Source organism: Streptomyces pluripotens (assembly GCF_000802245.2).
GTDB classification, from domain to species: Bacteria; Actinomycetota; Actinomycetes; order Streptomycetales; family Streptomycetaceae; genus Streptomyces; species Streptomyces pluripotens.
The window spans coordinates 6,111,617-6,129,938 of sequence record NZ_CP021080.1 but is presented as its reverse complement, the minus strand read 5'-3'; the positions used below and the strand labels follow the sequence as shown (position 1 = coordinate 6,129,938).

The 18,322-nt window shown below is 70.3% G+C and carries 12 protein-coding genes; 3 read left to right on the top strand and 9 right to left on the bottom strand.

Annotation, left to right across the window (positions count from 1 at the left end; translation table 11 throughout):
- Positions 1-5: 5 nt before the first annotated feature.
- From LK06_RS27215 to LK06_RS27180, 8 genes are all read right to left on the bottom strand, one after another.
- On the bottom strand, positions 6-1,229 hold the full coding sequence (locus LK06_RS27215) for an ATP-grasp domain-containing protein (protein ID WP_052269688.1): 1,224 nt from the start codon (positions 1,227-1,229) through the stop codon (positions 6-8).
- Positions 1,226-2,629, bottom strand: coding sequence for an MFS transporter (locus LK06_RS27210; protein ID WP_063837848.1), 1,404 nt, complete (start codon positions 2,627-2,629; stop codon positions 1,226-1,228). Before LK06_RS27210 ends, LK06_RS27215 begins: the two co-directional genes overlap by 4 nt.
- The gene (locus tag LK06_RS34590; RefSeq protein ID WP_078859005.1) at positions 2,626-5,229 is read right to left on the bottom strand and encodes an ATP-grasp domain-containing protein; all 2,604 of its coding nucleotides are present in this window, start codon (positions 5,227-5,229) and stop codon (positions 2,626-2,628) included. Before LK06_RS34590 ends, LK06_RS27210 begins: the two co-directional genes overlap by 4 nt.
- Before the next feature lie 198 nt (positions 5,230-5,427).
- Positions 5,428-6,093: a mycothiol-dependent nitroreductase Rv2466c family protein gene (locus LK06_RS27200; RefSeq protein ID WP_052269689.1), complete on the bottom strand. Its 666-nt coding sequence runs from the start codon at positions 6,091-6,093 to the stop codon at positions 5,428-5,430.
- Entirely contained in the window at positions 6,090-7,769 is a 1,680-nt protein-coding gene (locus tag LK06_RS27195; protein ID WP_078859004.1) for a class I adenylate-forming enzyme family protein, read from the bottom strand. The genes LK06_RS27200 and LK06_RS27195 overlap by 4 nt, the downstream gene beginning before the upstream one ends.
- Before the next feature lie 66 nt (positions 7,770-7,835).
- A complete protein-coding gene (locus tag LK06_RS27190) occupies positions 7,836-8,741 on the bottom strand; it encodes a prephenate dehydrogenase/arogenate dehydrogenase family protein (protein ID WP_039648387.1) in 906 nt (301 codons plus the stop codon).
- Positions 8,738-10,912: an aminodeoxychorismate synthase component I gene (gene pabB, locus LK06_RS27185; protein WP_063891050.1), complete on the bottom strand. Its 2,175-nt coding sequence runs from the start codon at positions 10,910-10,912 to the stop codon at positions 8,738-8,740. The genes LK06_RS27190 and pabB overlap by 4 nt, the downstream gene beginning before the upstream one ends.
- Positions 10,909-11,235, bottom strand: coding sequence for a chorismate mutase family protein (locus tag LK06_RS27180; RefSeq protein WP_234367519.1), 327 nt, complete (start codon positions 11,233-11,235; stop codon positions 10,909-10,911). Before LK06_RS27180 ends, pabB begins: the two co-directional genes overlap by 4 nt.
- Positions 11,236-11,560: 325 nt before the next feature.
- Here LK06_RS27180 and LK06_RS27175 point away from each other — a divergent pair, with 325 nt between their 5' ends.
- Positions 11,561-15,541, top strand: coding sequence for an amino acid adenylation domain-containing protein (locus LK06_RS27175; RefSeq protein ID WP_052319009.1), 3,981 nt, complete (start codon positions 11,561-11,563; stop codon positions 15,539-15,541).
- A gap of 65 nt (positions 15,542-15,606) precedes the next feature.
- Positions 15,607-15,831 (top strand): tautomerase family protein, encoded by a 225-nt coding sequence (locus LK06_RS27170; protein WP_039648391.1) that lies wholly within the window; start codon positions 15,607-15,609, stop codon positions 15,829-15,831.
- 76 nt (positions 15,832-15,907) lie between these two features.
- On the opposite strand, the gene LK06_RS27165 is transcribed toward LK06_RS27170, so the two are convergent.
- Positions 15,908-17,017: an alpha/beta hydrolase gene (locus LK06_RS27165; RefSeq protein ID WP_052269691.1), complete on the bottom strand. Its 1,110-nt coding sequence runs from the start codon at positions 17,015-17,017 to the stop codon at positions 15,908-15,910.
- A gap of 447 nt (positions 17,018-17,464) precedes the next feature.
- On the opposite strand from LK06_RS27165, the gene LK06_RS27160 reads away from it, so the two are divergent.
- Positions 17,465-18,283 carry a polysaccharide deacetylase family protein gene (locus tag LK06_RS27160; protein ID WP_039648395.1) on the top strand — a complete coding sequence of 273 codons (819 nt, stop codon included), beginning with the start codon at positions 17,465-17,467 and terminating at the stop codon, positions 18,281-18,283.
- The last annotated feature ends 39 nt before the right edge of the window (positions 18,284-18,322 follow it).

Here is an 18,322-nt window from a genome sequence, read left to right as displayed (position 1 = left end):
CTCGTTCAGCTCGGATCGACGACGATCTGGAGGGTTTCCCGTACGAAGGCCAGGGCGTCCTCGCGTTCGGCGGGCGTGGCCGCGTTGACCAGCACATGGCCCATGCGCTGGGAGGAGGAGGTCAGGGCGCGCACCACGTCGCCCGGGCCCTTGCGGAGCCGTACGCGGACGACTGCCGGATGCGCCTCCACCTCCGCCACGCCCTTGATCTCCCGGATGGTGCCGGGGGCGGCGGTGGGGAAGACCGTGGCGGCGTGGCGGACCGGCTGCCGTGGCAGCTCGGGCAGCGGCAGGTCGAGGGCGAGCCGCAGCAACACCTCGTACAGGTCGAAACCGTAGGTCAGGCCGATGGCGTCGGGCAGGTAGTCGCCGGGGGTGCGCACGGCGATCTCCATGAGGGCGGGCCCGCGGGTCCCGACCTTGAACTCCAGGTGGACGAGCCCGGTGCGCATCCCGATCGCGGACAACACTCCCCGGGTCAACTCGTGTACGTGATGGGCGTCTTCACCATCGAACTGGTGGCCGCAGCGGTGTGCGAGCTCTACGAAGTAGGGCGGTGGGGTGGTCTCCTTGGCGGTGACGTTCTCGAACAGCACCTCGCCGTCCCGGACCAGGGCCTCCCAGCTGTACTCCGGCCCCTGCACGGCCTCTTCGATCAGCACGGGTCCCTCCGCACCGCGGCGGGCCAGGACTTCCTCGGCGGCGGCCTGGTCACGAACCAGTTCCACCCCCTCGCTGCCGGCGAGAGTGAGCGGCTTGACCACCACGGGCAGGTTGTCCCGCAGCCAGTCGGCTCCCTCGGCGAGGGTGGCCACGTGCCGGAACTCCGGCTGCGCGATGCCGTACGCGGCGAACGTGGTCCGCTGCAGCGCCTTGTTGCGGGAGATCACGGCGGCGTGCAGGGACGGTCCGGGTAGCCCGAGCCGCTGCTGGGTGAGCGCTCCGGCCAGCACGTGCGGCTCCGCGAAGGCGATCAGCCCTCCCGGGGCCCGCTCGGCGGCAGCACGGGCAACGGCACCCACCCAGGACTCGTCACGGCTCCCTTCGACCCGGTAGAAGCGTTCCGCGAGCGCGGTGGGCCGGTTGTCCCAGGCTGCGGCGGACTCGACGGCCCGAACGGGTACGCCCAGTCGGGCGGCGGCATCCAGGTACGGACGGCCCATGGTGCCCACGCCGACGAGCAACAGGTCTGCGGGGTGGTGCGGCAGGTGTGCGGGTACGGCGCTCATCGTGCGGTTCCTCCCGTGGGCTGGGACGGGTTGGACGGATTGGACCGAGCGGTCTCGGCGGACCGGCTGGGGCCGGCGGAATCGGCGGACGTGGCGAGCTCGGGGGTCCACGCATCTCCGGTCGCCGGTGTGGCACCGGTGGCCGGTGTGGCACCGGTGGCCCCGGCCGGGACGGCCGACCGGTGCAGAGCCCGGGTGACGGGGCCGACGAGCAGCGCCGCCACGCCGAACAGCACCGCCAGTCCGATCCAGCCGGCCGGACCGGCGGCCATCACCACGGAGGTGAGCAGCAGCGGTCCGGCGATGCGCTGGGCGGTACCGCCGAGGCTGAACACGGACAGGTAGACGCCCTTGCGATCCTCGGGCGCGAACTCGTAACTGAGCTCCCACCCACCGGTGGCCTGCCACATCTCACCGAAGGTCAACAGGGCGCAGGACAGGAGGAGCACGGCTGCCGCGGCCCAGGCCGAGCCGGAGCCGGCCGCCGCGGCCAGGGCCAGGCAGCACAGCACCATGGCGAAACCGCCGTACCGCAGGGAGCGGGCCGCGCCGCCGTCCCGCTCGACGATCCGGGAGATCGGGACCTGGAGCCCGATCGACATCACGGTGTTGACCAGGACGAGGAAGGGCAGCAGCCCCGGCGGCATGGCGGTGGCCTTCAGCGCCCACAGCGGGATGCCCACGGACAGGATGGTGACGTGCAGGTTGAGCACGCCGTTCAGTGCGGTCAGCCATGCGTACCGGCCATCGCGGAACTGCCGGATGGCGGTGAGCGGGCTCAGCTTGCGCTGCGGGGTGTCGGCCCCGGCGATCCGCAGTCCGAACAGCATCAGCGCGGAGCAGACGAAGGCCCCCGCCGTGCCGAGCACGATGCCCCGGTACGCCCACACGTCGTCGGCGGCCAGGAGGGGAGCGGCGAGCAGCGCGCCCAGGGAGAAGCCGGCGTTGCGGACCGTGCGGATGACGGCCATGGTGTGGGTACGGTCGGTACCGGCGACCGTCGCCGAGGCCACCGCCTGAGTCATCGGCTGCGTCGCGGCCTCCGCGGCGGCGAGGCAGCAGGAGACGACGGTGAACGCCACCATCCCCTTGACCAGGCAGAGGCCCACGAAGCCGGCCGCCCGCCAGAGTTGGAGCGCGATCAGGGTACGACGGGCACCGAACCGGTCGCCGAGCGCCCCGATCGGCACGGTGGTGAGGAAGCCGGCGACGCCGGATATCGCCAGTGCCAGACCCACCTGTGCCTCGGAGAGCCCCACCGAGCGAACGAAGAACACCGCCGAGGCCGCCAGGTACAGGCCGGTGCCGATGGCGTTGACCAGGGAGAGCAGGGCGAAGGTGCGCCCGGCAGGGGTGGCGGGAACGTACTGCCGCCACGAGGGGACAGGCAGGAAGCTCACTGCTGGGCCTCCTGGACCGTGCGGATGTCGATGAGGGAGACCGCGTGCTCGGCGCGTCGGGCGGCGTCAGGTGCGTCCTGGCCGGTCGCGATGACGAAGCCCGCCCGCTCCCAGGAACTGGTGGTGGCCCCGAGGACGGTGCCGGTCGCGGCCGTCAGGTGGACCTCCTGCACACCGTCCGCGGTGCGTGCCAGATCCGTGCCGCGGACCTCCTCGACCCGGCCCGGTGCGGCGGTCAGGAACCGCACCGCCGCGGCCGAGCCGGCCGGCAGGGGTTCGACGCTCCCGCGGCCCTCCAGGACGTACAACAGGTGCGCCAGGATGTCCGTGTCGTAGCTGAGGTCGATGAGGACGGTGATCCCGCCGCCCGGCAGCCGGCCCGCGCACTCCACCAGACAGGGGGTGCGGCCCCCGTCGGTGAGGATCCACTCCGAGTGCAGGACGCCGGAGCGGAAGCCGATGGTCTGCGCAAGCCGGGCCAAGGCGCCGCGCAGCGCGTCGGCGGTGTCCTCCGGAAGCGGGGCGGGCACCACGTGACCGGTCTCCACCGGGTACGGGGAGTCCAGTACGGACTTGGCCGTGATGTTGGTGAAACCGAGCACACCGTCGTGGACCACGGCCTCGACGCTCACCTCGGGCCCGTGCAACCGCTGCTCGACCAGGTACCGGGCGCTGCCGGCGTAGCGGGCACGCAGGGTGGGCTCGTCGGCTCCGGTGGTGTGCTCCCAGGCCGCGGCCACGTCGTCGGCCGGGCCGAGCAACTGCACGCCCAGGCTGGCCTGCCGGTTGGCGGGCTTGAGGACCGCCTCACCGCCGTGCGCGGCGCGGAACGCAGCGACGTCCTCGGGGCTCTCGGCCACCGCCCAGGCGGGCTGGGCCACAGCGCTGTCCGCCAGGGCCTGGCGGAGCAGCCCCTTGTCACGCAGGATCCGCGCGGCCTTGGAGCCGGCGCCGGGCAAGCCCCACTCCTCGGCGAGCGTCGCCGCGACGACCACGCCGTACTCCACCACGGGCACCACTGCGCGGACCCGGGGCGGGCGCGGCACTGCGGCGGCAACGCGCTCCGGGTTCCGCTCGTCCTGGGAGGGGGCGGGCAGCAGGGCGGCCACACAGGGATGCCGCTCGGCGAGGCCGGAGAGGCCGCGGGCCTCGATCACCGAGGGCTCCTCCAGCACCAGCACCGAGTCCTTCGGGAACCGGCCGTCGAGCTTGCCGAGCATGACCGGGCTGTAGCCGACCAGGACGTGGGTGACGCTCTCGGGTATCTCGGCGGGGGCGGGCGTGATGTGCAGCGTCACGGCCTCCCGCACCCGGGTCTCCAGGTCGTCGAGTTCTGCGAGGGTGGGCGCGTCGATGAAGAAGGACACGGCCCGGTCCTCGGAGCTCGTCAGTTCGCCGAGGAGGGCACCGCGGTCCTTGTGCACGAGTACGGTGCGCAGTGTGGGCGCCGCGTCGGCGGGACCCGGAGCGATCCGCGGCCACAGTCCGCCCTCACCGACCCATGCGGGGCTGATGTCGTACCCGTCCACGGTGACGTCCGTGAGGATGCCGGGGACGTGCTCCAGGTACACCTGGCGGGCCACCCGGGTCGGGGCCGGGTAGGAGGCGGGCTCACCGAGGGCGATGCGTACGATTTCCGGCTCCAGGGGAACTCCGGTGGCCAACTCGTAGAGCACGCACAGGCCGTCGCCGGGGGTGCGGGCCGCCACCTCCATCAGGACCGGGCGGCCTGCCGCGTCAACGCGCCACTCGGCGTGCGCGATGCCGTCGCGGAAATCGAGGGCCTCCAGCATGCGGGCGTTGGCGTCCAGGAGGACCTGCTGGTGCAGGGGCCGGTCACTGGGCACGGTGTGCGACAGTTCCACGAACGTGCTGGCGTGCGAGTCCGTGGTGTCCTTGCGGGTGGCGGAGGCGAAGAGGATCCGGCCGTGCTGGACGAGGCTCTCGACCGAATACTCCTGGCCGACCACCTTCTCCTCCACCAGCACGGTCTCGTGCTCCGGGTAGGTCGCGAGGCGGGCGATGAGCTGCTCGGGGGAGGCCACCGTCTCCACCCCGGAGCTGGAGTGGCGGCCGGCCGGCTTGACGACGGCCGGGAAGCGCACGGCGGACGGGTCGACCCCCGTGCGTTCCCCACCGGGGACGATCAGGGAGGTGGGGCTGAACTCGGGCAGGTACCAACGCTGGAGGTACTTGCTGCGGCAGGCGCGAGTGGCGCGCAGGCCAGGGGTGGGAACGCTGAGGGCGTCTGCGACCAGGCCGGTCGGCTCCACCTGGGTCTCGCCCACCGCGTAGGCACCGACCAGGGTGTACTGCTCGCGCCAGCGGCGGGCGGCGGAGATCACGCCGGGCAGGTAGGAGTTCTCCGAGGCCACGCTGCCGTCGACGAAGGCGAACTCGTCAATGGCGGAGGCCGGGTGGGCCGGGTCCTGGGCGGCCCGCAGGGCCTCCTCACGCCAGGCGGTGGGGGTGATGAGGAGGATCTTCAGCCCGCGGGCGGCCAGTTCGGAGAGGTAGAGCGGCGCCCGGCACACGACCAGGAAGGATCCGGTGAGCACAAAGGCCCTCGGGCGCTCTTCGGCACGGTGCGTCTTGTCCATCAGTCCGGCTTTCCTAGGTCGATGACAGCATTCGGTGGGGGAATTCAGCGGTCGGTGGGGCAGCGGGAGGATGCGCGGGAAGGCGACAGGATGCGTGCGGCGAGCGGAACCGGCACCCGCCGGCCGTGCCCGCCCGCAGCGGCGGCGCCCCGAAGGGCGCCGCCGCTGCCCCTGCCCGCCTCGACCGGGCCGGTCCACTCAGTCGAAGCGGAGCTTCCCGGTGCGGGTCCGCTTCAGCTCGAAGAAGTCGGGGTAGTTGGCGAGGGCGCGCGCGCCGTCGAAGAGCCGCGCGGCCTCCTCTCCCCGTGGGATCGAGTTGAGGACCGGGCCGAAGAAGGCGACTCCGTCGATGTGGATGGTGGGCGTGCCCACCTCCTCGCCGACCGGGTCCATGCCCTCGTGGTGGCTCTTGCGCAGCGCCTCGTCGTACGCGTCCGTGTCGGCCGCGGCGAGCAGGGCTTCCGGCAGCCCCTGCTCGGCCAGGGCCTCGGCGGCGACGGCACGGTAGTCCTTGTTGCCGCCGTTGTGGATGCGCGTGCCGAGCGCGGTGTACAGGCCCGGTAGCGCCTCCTCGCCGTGTTGCTGGGCCACGGCCGTGCAGATCCGGGTGAGCGCGAGCGAGTTGTCCACCAGGGTGCGGTACCACTCGGGAAGCTCGCGGCCTTCGTTGAGCACGTACAGGCTCATCACCCGGAAGCGCAGGTCGATCTCGCGCAGTTCGGCCACCTCCAGGATCCAACGGGAGGTGATCCAGGCGAAGGGGCAGGCCGGGTCGAAGTAGAAGTCGACCTGGGCGCGGTTTCCGGTGCGACGGGCCGGGGCGGCCGTGGTCTGCCCGGCGAGGGTGGCGGCGGTGTCGGTCATGCCAGGACCCCCGAGGCCGCGGCGAAGGACTTGCCCTGCGGGGCCTTGGCGTGGGCGCGCAGGTCCTCGTACTTCTCCCGGAGTCGGCGCTTGAGGACCTTGCCGGTCACCCCGACCGGGAAGTCGGCCTCGTCGCTGACGATCTCCAAGAAGCCGAGCAGCGGGTGTCCGGCCGCCGCCAGTGCCTCGTTGGCCTGCAGCAGCAGCTTCTCCGGCTCCGGCGCACCCTGGCCGACGGTGACCACCGCCACGGGGACGACCCGGCCGTCCGCGCGGCCCGCGATGACGGCGACGTCACCGGTGTCCGGCACGTCGTTGAGGATGACCTCTTCCATGAAGACCGAGTAGCCGGTACCGCTCTCGGTGTGGATGGCGTCGGCGGCCCGGTCCACGAGGAAGTAGTCGCCGTTGGAGTCGCGGTAGGCCATGTCTCCCGGCAGCCAGTAGCCGGACAGCTTGTACCGGTAGGTGGTGTCGGAGTCGCCCCAGTAGCCGGGGGTGATGGCCGGACCCTTCGCGGCCAGGTGGCCGATCTCGTTGTCGTCGGCGTGGCTGCCGTCCCTGCGCAGGATGGTCACCTCGGAGACGCCGACCGGCTTGCCCGCGCAGCGGTCGTTGCGCTCGCTGTCCAGCGTACGGATCTTCAGCAGCGCGCCCCAGCCCAGTTCGGTGGTGCCCAGACGGTCGTAGAAGGCGGAGGGCTTGAGGTCCGTGCTGCGCATCGACAGCACCTTGGTGATGTGAGCCTGGTGGACGGCGTCCCCGATGGACACCCACACGTCCACGGAGTCGACCGCGCCCGGCTCCAGTTCGGCGTTGGCCAGTTCGGCGTAGCCATGGGCGAAGGACATCACCGCGGTGGGACGGTGCTTGAGGACCGCGGCGGCCAGTTCCTCGCCGCTGCCGTCGCTGAGCGCCACGATCGGGGTACCGCCGAGAACCGCGAACACCGTGAAGGCGACGCAGCCCAGGTGCGACTGGGGCAGGGCGGTCATCATCACCGAGCCCGGCTGCTCCACGTGGTCGACCAGGCGGAACTTGGGGCCGGCGACGATCGAGCGGTGGGTGTGGATGGTCGGCTTCGGACGACCCGTGGTGCCCGAGGAGTGCAGGATCGCAACCGGGTCCTCGTCGTGGTGCTTCCAGTACGAGGCCTCGTCGAGGGTCGCGGCCGGCGGGGCCGGCAGTTCCTCGGCGGACTGGACCCAGGCCAGGCCCAGGTCGCCGACCGCATCGCCGAGCAGGTCGAGCCGGTCCCGGTCGGCGTACAGGCCGACCGGGGAGGTCTGCTCAATCAGCGAGGTCGCGATGGCCTTCGACGCGTTGGAGTTGATCAGCAGGGCCACGGCACCGATCTGGGCCAGGGCGTAGAAATGCAGCGAATAGCTGATGGAGTCCTCGAACCAGACCGCCACCCGGTCGCGGAACTGGACGCCCTGGGCCAGGTACCAAGCCGACCAGCTCTGCGCCAGGGCATCGAACTCGGCGAGGCTGAAGTCGTGCTTGGTTTCGCCCTCGCAGGTGGTGATCGGGCGGGCGGCGTGGATGAACGGCTCATTGGGCGCCGGGTTCACGGCCAGCGCCGAGCGCAACAGGTTGCCGCCGCCGATGCGGTCGTCGGCCGCCACGGCGGCACGCTGCTCCGGAGTCAGGACGGTTGGAGCGAAGGTGGTCATCGGAAACCCTCCAAGGGGCGTCGGGAGAATGGGAAATGACAGCTGAAGACGGGTGAGGGGAGACGGTCAGACCTGCTCGAAGAGCGCGGCGCAGGTGTCCCGGTGGTGGGCGAGGTCCTCGCCCAGGTGCTCGCGGAGCGTGGCGAGGGCCTCCGCGAAGCTGGCCTCGGTGCCGTGCTCGACGATCTCGGCCAGCCGGCGGACGGAGCCGGCCAGTGCGGAGCGGGCGGCGGCGGCCTCGGGATTGCCGTGCTGAACGTCCCAGTACACCTCGGGTGTTCCGGAGGCGATCCGGGCGAGCAGCGCGAGCAGCGTGTTCGCGGGCGGCGGCGCGGCCGCGCGTACGTCCGCGGCAGGCACGTCCAGTTCAGCCAGGGCGAGCCCGAAGCCGAGTACGGCGGCGTGGACGAGGGCCTGTACGGAGGCGGCAAGCCGGTCGTGGCGCTGGGCGTCGACCCGGACCACCGTGGCCCCCCAGCTCTCCACCAGGGTGAGCAGGTCCCCGGTGCGCTGGCCCTCGGTGACGACCACCGCTGCCACCGGCCGGCCCTCGAAGCCGAGGGAAGGGGCGAACATCGGGTTCAGACCGACGGCTTGGACACCGGGTGCCCGGGCGCGCAGTGCCGCAGCCATGGACTGCTTGACGGACAGGGTGTCCACGAGCAGGGCATCGGGCCGCAACTCCTCGCAGATCTCGTGGACCGCGGCGATCGCCACCGGCTCGGGCACGGCCAGGACGATCAGGTCGGCATGACCGATCTCGGCAGCCAGGCGGAAGTCCATTGCGGTGATGTCACCGCGCATCCAGGTGGCGTGTTCCCCGGTCCCCGTCCCGACCACTGCTCCGTCCGGGGTCTTGCCCGGTGCCACCGGATCCACGATGGTCACCGCCGCGCCCGAGGCGAGGAGCCGCTCAGCGAACAGCTGCCCGACGGCTCCGGCACCGCCGACCACCACGGCACGCTTGATCACGGTGCCTCCCCAGCGGACTGGACGGTCACCGCGGCCAGTTCCGCCGCCGCTTCCGGGTGGGCGTCCGCGTCAGCACCGGACGGGTCGCGCCGCATGGTGGCGAGCACGGCACTCACCATCGCTCGTGACTTGACGTCCGTCTCCTCGAACTCCTCCTCGGGGTCCGAGAGGGCCACGATGGCGCCGCCGACCCCGAAGCTGACGGTGTCCTCGGTGGCCACCAGCGTGCGGATGACGATGTTGAGATCGGCCGCGCCGCTGAGCGAGAACCAGCCGAGCGAGCCCGAGTAGACCCCGCGGGCGCTCCCCTCCAGCCGGTCGATGATCTCCATGGTGCGCAGCTTCGGCGCACCCGTCATCGAGCCTCCCGGGAAGGCGGCCCGCACGCAGGTGACGGCCGTCTCACCGGAGCGCAGGGTGCCGCGGATGGTGGACACCAGCTGATGCACAGGGGCGTAGCTCTCGACGTGGAAGAGTCGCGGCACGTGCACCGATCCGATCTCGGAGACCACATTGAGGTCGTTGCGGATCAGATCCACGATCATCAGGTTCTCGGCGCGGTCCTTCTCCTGGCCGAGCAGGTCCTGGCGCAGCGCCTCGTCCTCCTCCGGGGTCGCGCCACGCGGGCGGGTGCCCTTGATCGGCTTGGACTCGGCGACCCGGTCCGTGCCGATCGTCATGAAGCGCTCGGGAGAGGCGCTCAGGACGGCCACGCCTGGGTAGTCCAGCAGGGCGCCATAAGGAACCGGGCTGATCTGGCGCAGATACCCGTAGGTGGTCAGGGGGGCGATGGTGGCGTTCATGGTGACCGTGTTGGTCATGCACACCTCGTACGTCTCACCCTGCCGGATCTCCTCCATGCTGCGGACGATCCGGTCCAGGTAGGCCTCGCGGTCGTGGCCGAGGTGGACGATGCCGGCGGCGGCCGGATCCGTCATGCCGGTGCCGTTGAACCGGGCCTGTCCCTGCGCCGAACGGCCTGCGGGGGTGGGAAGGCGGCGCAGCGACTGCTCGGTTTCGGCCAGCCAGCTCAGGGCGTCGGCGTCATCACCGCCGTGGGAGAGCGCCAGCAGGTAGCAGTTGCCCTCGGCGTGGTCGACGGCGAGCATCCGGTCCGCGAAGAGCACTGCGGCGTCCGGGGTTTCTGCCTTGTGCGTCGCCACCGCGCCGGCCTCGGCCTTCAACTCGTAGCCGAGATAGCCCACGTAGCCGAGGTTGAAGTCGAAGGGCAAGCCTTCCGGAGTCGGCACCGCCCGCTGGCCGAGCTGCTCGTCCAGGTAGTCGAAGAACCCCTGGGAGATGATCTCCCCGCCCGCCTCGGGCTGACCGGGGCGCTGGACGCTGACGACGCCGTCGGCGATCCGGTAGGTGACGTATTCGGCGAGCGGACCGCTGCCGTTGCCCAGGAAGGAGAAGCGGGACAGTCCGTCGATGACCCTGCTGCTGTCCAGCCAGAAGCCGTGCGAACCGGTTGCGAAGAGGGCCTGGTACGCGGCCTCGGTGTCGGGCAGCGCGTCCACCTTCGCGACGTGCACTGCGTACGGGGCCGTGGCGCTCGCGCCCGACGCCCCGACGGCGGTGTGGGGGGCGCGGCGGCCGTGGGCGAGTGCCAGGTCGCGGAAGTTCGCCAGGAGTTCGCGGCCGTACTGGCTGCTGATGGACTCCGGGTGGAACTGCACGCCCCAGATCGGCAGGGTACGGTGGCGCACCCCCATCACCACGCCGTCGTCGGTCCAGGCGATCGCCTCCAGTTCGCCCGGAAGGCGTGTGGCGGCCAACGAGTGGTAGCGGACCACGTCATAGGGGCTGGGGAGGCCGGCGAACACGTCTACGCCGGTGTGGCGCACGGCGGAGACGCGTCCGTGCATCGGCTCCGGCGCGAGGCCCACCTCACCGCCGAAGAGGTGGGTGATGCCCTGGTGGCCGAGGCAGACCCCGAGGACCGGCAGACCGCTGTCCAGGATGGCGCGGGCGCTGATGCCGAAATCACGTTCCCGGTCCGGCCTGCCCGGCCCGGGGGAGACGACGATGGCGTCATACGCGTCCAGGTCCAGGGCATTCCAGTCCTCGCCGTGCTTGACGACGACCGGAGGGATTCCGTTCACCTCACCGAGGAGTTGATAGAGGTTGTATGTGAAGGAGTCGTAGTTGTCTATGAGAAGCGTTCTCATGAGGAATCCCCGATCACCTGGTTCTCCACCCGGCAGGTCTCCTCTATGACCAGATCATAGAGCCTGCGCAGAAAGTCCTGATCGATGCCGTATGCTTCGCCGAATCGCGCGGCGCGCTCCTGCACCACACCAATGCGGTGCGGTTGCATCATGGGCACCTTGTACTCTCGCTTATAGTGTCCGATTTCCACACACTTTTCGATCCGGTCGCGAATCGTGGTGAGGAGTACTTCGTCGATCGAGTCGAGTTCGGACCGCAGCCCTTCAAGCGTTTGCACGGAACCTTGATTGACCAACATGAATCGCCCTTCCCGCCTTTCCACGCTTCGACTCTGCCGAACCGTGTGGCCCTGGTGCCACCGGCGCGATGGGTCGGGTCCACGCACTGCACTGAATCCGGGGGTGCATATTTCCCCAAACCGGGCAAACAGGTTGCGTGGTGATGGCTGATCGCTGCGCTGCGCACCGCCGGATTGGCTGAGAGTGTGCGACTGCGCACCCCTTTACGAAGGATATATGCGGATACATCATGTTCCTTGACCCTTCCTGATTATCCGCATCATGGCCAGAGCTTGCCAAAAGCGTTGTTCGACTTTCATAGTTCCTGCCGTCGAGTGACTGTTGAGGCATTTGAATCAAGGGGGAGTAATGGACGATCCCGGCGGCGGTTCGACCGGCGGTGCAGGTGTTGTGGAACGACTTGCCAGCCAAGCCGCGGCACACCCGAACGGGCTTGCCGTGGTCCACGAAGCCGAGAGCCTTACCTATCGTGAGCTGCGGGAAGCGGCTGCGGATCTCGCCCGCTACCTTCGGCATCTCGGCGTCGCTGGCGATACCGTGGTGGGCGTGTGCGCAGAGCCCTCGCTCTGCCTGATGGTCGGAATCTGGGGAGTTCTGCATGCGGGAGGTGCTTATCTACCACTGTCACCCGACTATCCGGACGAGCGCCTTCGTTACATGGCCGAGAATTCTGGTGTGCGCGTGGTGTTCGCCCAGGAGGAACTTCGTGAACGCCTCGCGGGGGTGGTGCCACCGGATACTTTGATCGTCACCATCGACGAAGCCAACCACTATCTCAAGAAGCTCGACAATCGGGGGGGAGTAAACGAAGCGGAGAAGCAACTGGCCAGTGTGGACACCGACCCGCTGCCGTCCCCGCAACCGGGTGACCTCGCATATGTCATCTACACCTCTGGAAGCACTGGAAGACCCAAGGGTGTGATGATCGAGCACCGGTCCATCACCCATCAGATGCACTGGTTCGCAACCACCTACGGGCTAGGCGCGGGTGCTGTCGTCCTCCACAAGACGCCCATGAGTTTCGATGCGGCCCAATGGGAGATCCTGGCCCCTGCCTACGGCGCCCGAGTGGTCGTCGGAAACCCTGGAATTCACCGCAATCCGACGCAGATCGTGGAAATGTTGGTGCGCCACCAGGTGACGGCTCTGCAATGTGTTCCCACGCTCCTCCAAGCCCTCGTCGATACCGAAGAACTCCACCGGTGCACCTCCCTTCAGTATCTCTTCAGTGGAGGAGAGGCCCTGTCCCGGTCCGTGGCTCGCGGTTTTCTCCGCGTGCTCCCGGAATGCACTCTGGTGAACCTCTACGGCCCCACCGAGTGCACCATCAACGCCTCGGCCTGCACCGTGGGGCCGGACCTCCCCGCCGAGGGTCCGCACTCCCTGTCCATCGGCTCGCCCGTGCCCGGCCTGCGCTTCCACATCTTGGACGCCGACCGCCGGCCGGTCGCACCGGGCGAGGTGGGCGAGCTCTACATCAGCGGCATCCAATTGGCCCGTGGATACCTGCGCCGGCCCGATCTGACGGCGGAGCGCTTCCTGGACGGTCCCGCCGACAGTACGTCGCCGCACCACCGCCTCTACCGAACCGGCGACCTCGCCCACCAGAACCCCGACGGCACCGTGCAGTTCACCGGGCGCGCCGACAACCAGGTCAAACTGCGCGGCTTCCGGGTCGAACTCGACGAGATACGCCTGGCCATCGAGGCCCACGACTGGGTGCGCGGCGCCGCCGTGCTGGTCCGGGACGACCCGCGCACCGGCTTCCAGAACCTGGTCGCCTGCATCGAGCTCAGCCCCCGCGAGGCCGCCCTGATGGATCAGGGCCACGCCGGCGACCACCACCTGTCCAAGCAGTCCAGGCTCCAGGTCAAGGCCCAGCTGGCGGCCCCGGGTACCCGCACCGACGTCGCCGGCCGGCCCACCGTCCCCCTGCCGGGCGCCGAAGCCACCCCCGAACAGCGGCGGCGGGCCTTCGCCCGGAAGACGTACCGCTTCTACGAAGGAGGCGGTGCCACCGCGGGCGAGGTGCTGTCGGCGCTCGCCCGCCGAGTCCCCGCAACCGCCCCGCGCCGCCCCGACAGCCTCACCCGGGACGAACTCGGCACCATCCTGCGGGACTTCGGCCCCCACCACAGTGAGGAGCGGCTGCTCCCGAAGTACGCCTACGCCTCCCCCGGCTCCCTCTACGCCACCCAGCTCTACGTGGAGGCCGCCGGCGGCGCCGCCGGGTTGGAACCCGGCACGTACTACTTCCACCCCCAGCAGCACCAACTCGTCCGGGTCGGGGACACCACCTTCGTCCCCGACGAGTCCGGCGTACGACTGCACTTCCTCGGCCGCAGGAGCGCCATCGAGCCCGTCTACAAGAACAACATCCAGGAAGTCCTGGAGATGGAAACCGGCCATATGCTCGGGCTCTTCGACGAGATCCTCCCGGGTCACGGCCTCACACTGCGGGAACTGGACCACCACCCAGACACCCTCGACCGGCTGGACTGCGCCGACGACGACATCTACCTCGGGTCCTTCGCCCTGGCCCCGTACGCCCCGGCGGACGGACCCGACCCGGTGGACGTCTACCTCCAGGTCCACCCGGGCGGCGAGATGGGACTGCCCAGCGGCCAGTACCTCCACCGGGAGGGCCGGTGGGAGCGGATCTCCGACGACCTGGTCCTCAAGCGCCACGTCATCGCCATCAACCAACAGGTCTACGAGCGGGCCTGCTTCGGGATCACCGTGGTCAGCCGGTCCGGCCCCGGCTGGCGCCGGTACATCGACCTGGGCCGCACCCTGCAGCGTCTGCAGCACAACGACTCCGGCCTCGGGTTCATGTCTTCCGGGTACAGCTCCCACTCGGGCCACGACCTGCCCGCGGCCCGTCGTATCGCCGCCGTCCTGGACGCCGGGGGGCGACCCACCGGCCCCTGCTACTTCTCCGTCGGCGGCAAGACCAGCGCGGAACAGCGGGCCCACCAGGGCATGCAGGAGGACGCGGTCCACATGAGGGGCCCGGCCGAGATGATCAAGGACGATCTCGTCTCGTTCCTCCCGGACTACATGGTCCCCGGCCGCGTCATCGTGCTGGACCGACTGCCCCACACCGCCAACGGCAAGGTGGATGTCCAAGCACTCGCCGCCCGGGTGGATGCCGCCCTCATCAGCGAGGACCGACCCGTGGTCCCACCGCGCACCCGTACCGAGGCGCGGCTGTGCGACCTGTGGAAGGCCGCCATGAAGCGCGAGGAGGTGTCGGTCCGGGACGACTTCTTCGCCTGCGGTGGCAACTCCCTGATCGCGGTCACCCTCGTGCACCGCATCAACAGCGAGTTCGGCACCGCGCTGCCGCTCCAGGTGTTCTTCGAAGCCCCGACCGTGGAGCAACTCGCCGAGCGGGTGGACGCTTCCTCGGGCTCCTCCGCACCCCGGCTGCTCCGGTTGCACACCGGGAGCGCCGGTCATGCGGTGTTCTGCTGGCCCGGGCTCGGCGGCTACACCATGAACCTGCGCCTGCTCGCCGCCCGCGCGAGCGGCGGCCGGCCCTTCTACGGCATCCAGGCGTACGGCCTCAACGAGGGCGAGGTCCCGCACGGCAGCCTCACCGACATGGCCGCCGCCGACGTCCGCGCCCTGCGCGCGGTCCAACCCGACGGCCCCTACACCCTCTGGGGGTACTCCTTCGGCGCACGCGTGGCCTTCGAGGCGGCCCGGCAGCTCGAACGAGCGGGCGAGGAGGTGGAACGACTGATCCTGATCGCCCCCGGCTCCCCACGGCTGCGTCTCCCGGTCCCGGACACGACGCCCACCGGCCGACGCACGGCCAGGGCCGCCACCGAGGCCGGGGGTGACCGTGCCAGCGGTAGCGCGGGCGACCGTAGGGACCTGTTCACGGACCCCGCCTTCCGCACCATCCTCTACTCCGTCTTCGCGGCGGCCACGAAGGGCCCCCTGTTGGAGGAGTGCCTGCGCACCGGCCCTGACGAGGAGTCCTTCGCGGAGTTCGTCACCCGGCGTCTGCGCTGGCCCGACCCGAATGTGGTCCGCCGCATCATCCGCCTGGTCCGCCGCACCTACGGCTGGCTGCCCGAGGGCGACCGGATCTCGGCCCCCGTCGGCATCATCACCGCTGCCGGCGACGGGGAATCCCCTCTGGAGCGGCTGCTGGCCCGCACCGGGCCCCCCATCGCCGCGATCCGGCTTGAGGCCGACCACTACGGCGCCCTGAAGGACCCCGGTGTGGACGAACTCGCCAAGGCCATCCGCCGCGTGAGCCAGCGGGACGGAGGAGGCACCGGGGGCATCGCGCCCCGGCGGCCCCCGTCCCGCTGAGGTGCACCCCTGACGGACCCATTGGAAACAACTCACTGCAATCCGCGGACCTTAAGGAGAACCCCATGCCCCATGTGACCATCAAGCACTTCCCCAAGCACCTCGACGAGCCCCAGCGCGAGCGCCTGGTCGCCCGCCTCACCGAGGCGGTCCAGGACGCCTTCGACGTGGACGCGGCGGTGATCTCCATCGCCCTCCAGGAGGTCGCTCCCGAGGCATGGGACAGCGAGGTCTACCAGCCCGAGATCGCCGCCCGCCCCGACCTGCTCGCCAAGCCGCCCCGCTACTGATCCCTGTGGTCCTCACGGAGCGGCTCACCGGCCGTCGGCTGGTGAGCCGCTCCGTGCCTCCGTGGCCCCGGGTCGGTCAGTTCTCGTCAACCGCCGTGAAGGCGGCTTCGAGGCGCGGGACGTAGTCGGCGAGGGCGGGGGCCCAGCAGCCGTAGTTGTGGCCGCCGTTGCAGGTCGGCGCGAGCGAGCTGCCGTCTCCGTAGTCGATGAGGCGACTGGGGATGCCGAGGTGGTCCAGGCGGGTCTTCACGGTTCTGGAGGCGATCTCGGTGTGGGCGTCGATGATGTCGTTGCCGCCCGTGTAAAGGGTGATCGCGGTGTGGGACAGCTTGGCCAGGTTGACGGGAGCGGCCGGGTCGACGGCCTTCCAGACGCGGTCGGCGTTGAGGACCGGGTAGGGGGAGCCGAAGATCGCGTCACTGTCGACGTAGGGGCCGTCACCGGTGCAGTCGGCGGTACTGCCGGAGGAGTTGGCGGAGGTGCTCACCGCGCACCAGGCGCCCTCGACGTTGAGTTCGGTGGCCAGGACGGCGGCACGGATCTGCCACATACCGAAGTCGATGCCCCCGGACAGCGCAGCGGTGTGGCCGAACAGGTCGGGCCGGTCCTCGGCGTAGTGGAGGGCTCCGAAGCCGCCCATGGACAGCCCGACGACGGCCCGGTGGGCGCGGTCCGGAAGGGTACGGAGGCTGGCGTCGATGAACGGCACCACCTGGGACAGGTGGAAGGTCTCCCAGTTCGCGGCGCCCTCGGCGGTGTTCTGCATCAGCCAGTCGGTGTACCAACCCTTCAGGCCGCCGTCCGGCACCACCGTGATCATGGAGTCCGAGTGCAGCGCCGGTGCGGCTGCGACGTCGTCCACGGTGCCGCCACCGCCGTGCAGGAAGTAGGTGACCGGCCAGCGGCGATCGGGGTCGGCCGTGTAGCGGTCGGGGAGGAGGATGCGGATCCGGTGCGTTCCGGACACCTGCTTCGTGGTGACGGTGATCGTGAAGTCGGTCGGTGAGTGCACCTCGGTGGCCCCGGGGACCACGGTCAGTCCGTGACCGTCGGCGAAGGCCGGAACGGCGGGGGCCGAGGCGGCTGCACGCCCCGTGGCTGGTGCGGCGGCGCGTGCCGGGCCGGCGCCCGCCAGGGCGGCGAGCGCCAGGGATGCGCCGGCTGCGGTCAGGCGGAGAGGCGTCATCGGACTCCTTCGTCGGGGTGTCGAGTGTGTCGGAGGTCGCGGCACGGCCGAGTGCCGTGGGCTGGACCCCTTGATCCTGCTGTTCCGGGGTGCGGGGGGACAGGTCGATCGACCGGCCATGCGTGACCGGCTGCTCAAGAACGGGGAACACGGGCGACGCGGCCACGGTCGGCCGGTGCCGAGCCCCGCCTGTCGGGGCACCCCGGTCCGTACGCGGGGACGAGGGAGCGACGGGGCGGTATCGGGCCACCGCCGGTGAACCGTGCGGCCGAGGTGATCGTGCAGCCGGACGCCGCGGAGCGGGTACACCGCGCCGATCTGGCTGCAGCGCTCCGCGAAGGTGGGCGCAGTCCGGGAAGGCGGCGGGGTTCCGGAGCAGCCGACCGGTCATCGACAGCCAGACCATATTCGAACATACACACTATGCACTGAGTGTATAGTCCGGGCATGTCTCTTTCGACCGACAAGACCCCGACGCCGAAGCGCGCGACCAAGAAGACGCGCGAGACGCGCCGGACGTTGCGTCTGCCCGCGTTCGCCTCGGCTGCGGTCTGCCTGGCGCTCACCCTGTCCGGTTGCGCGCAGGTTGACACGACCGCGCCGAGCGCAGCGCGCACGGAGGCGGTACACGGGGCGCCCGCGACGTTCGGGACCGTCGACTGCCGTGAGGCCAAGTGCATCGCGCTCACCTTCGACGCGGGGCCCAGCGAGAACTCGGCACGACTGCTGGACGTCCTCAAGGAGAAGAAGGTTCCGGCCACTTTCTTCCTGCTGGGCAAACGGCACATCGAGAAGTACCCACACCTGGTCAAGCGGATGGCCGCCGAGGGCCATGAGGTGGCGAGCCACACCTGGGACCACAAGATCCTCACCCGGATATCCGACGCACAGATACGCGACGAGCTCAAACGCCCCAACGACGCCATCGAGCGGCTCACCGGCCGCAAGCCCACGCTGATGCGTCCACCGCAGGGCCGTACGGACGCCCACGTGCACCGGATCGCCAAAGAGATGGGTCTGGCAGAGGTGTTGTGGAGCGTGACCGCGAAGGACTACACGACTGACGACTCCGCCCTGATCACCAAGCGCGTGCTCGCCCAGGCGGACCGGGACGGGATCATTCTGCTGCACGACATCTACCCGGGCACGGTGCCCGCGGTACCCGGCATCATCGACGCCCTCAAGCGGCGCGGATTCGTCTTCGTGACGGTCCCCCAGCTACTGGCGCCCGGCAAGGCCGAGCCGGGCGAGGTGTATCGGCCCTGACGCCGCGGCAGCCGGGCAAGGGTTCCCGGCGGTCGTCGG

Coding starts and splice junctions, on each gene's coding strand:
- LK06_RS27195 (WP_078859004.1), bottom strand. CDS start 7,769: ATGACCACCTTCGCTCCAACCGTCCTGACTCCGGAGCAGCGTGCCGCC.
- LK06_RS27175 (WP_052319009.1), top strand. CDS start 11,561: ATGGACGATCCCGGCGGCGGTTCGACCGGCGGTGCAGGTGTTGTGGAA.
- LK06_RS27160 (WP_039648395.1), top strand. CDS start 17,465: ATGTCTCTTTCGACCGACAAGACCCCGACGCCGAAGCGCGCGACCAAG.
- LK06_RS27215 (WP_052269688.1), bottom strand. CDS start 1,229: ATGAGCGCCGTACCCGCACACCTGCCGCACCACCCCGCAGACCTGTTG.
- LK06_RS27165 (WP_052269691.1), bottom strand. CDS start 17,017: ATGACGCCTCTCCGCCTGACCGCAGCCGGCGCATCCCTGGCGCTCGCC.
- LK06_RS34590 (WP_078859005.1), bottom strand. CDS start 5,229: ATGGACAAGACGCACCGTGCCGAAGAGCGCCCGAGGGCCTTTGTGCTC.
- LK06_RS27200 (WP_052269689.1), bottom strand. CDS start 6,093: ATGACCGACACCGCCGCCACCCTCGCCGGGCAGACCACGGCCGCCCCG.
- LK06_RS27170 (WP_039648391.1), top strand. CDS start 15,607: ATGCCCCATGTGACCATCAAGCACTTCCCCAAGCACCTCGACGAGCCC.
- pabB (WP_063891050.1), bottom strand. CDS start 10,912: ATGAGAACGCTTCTCATAGACAACTACGACTCCTTCACATACAACCTC.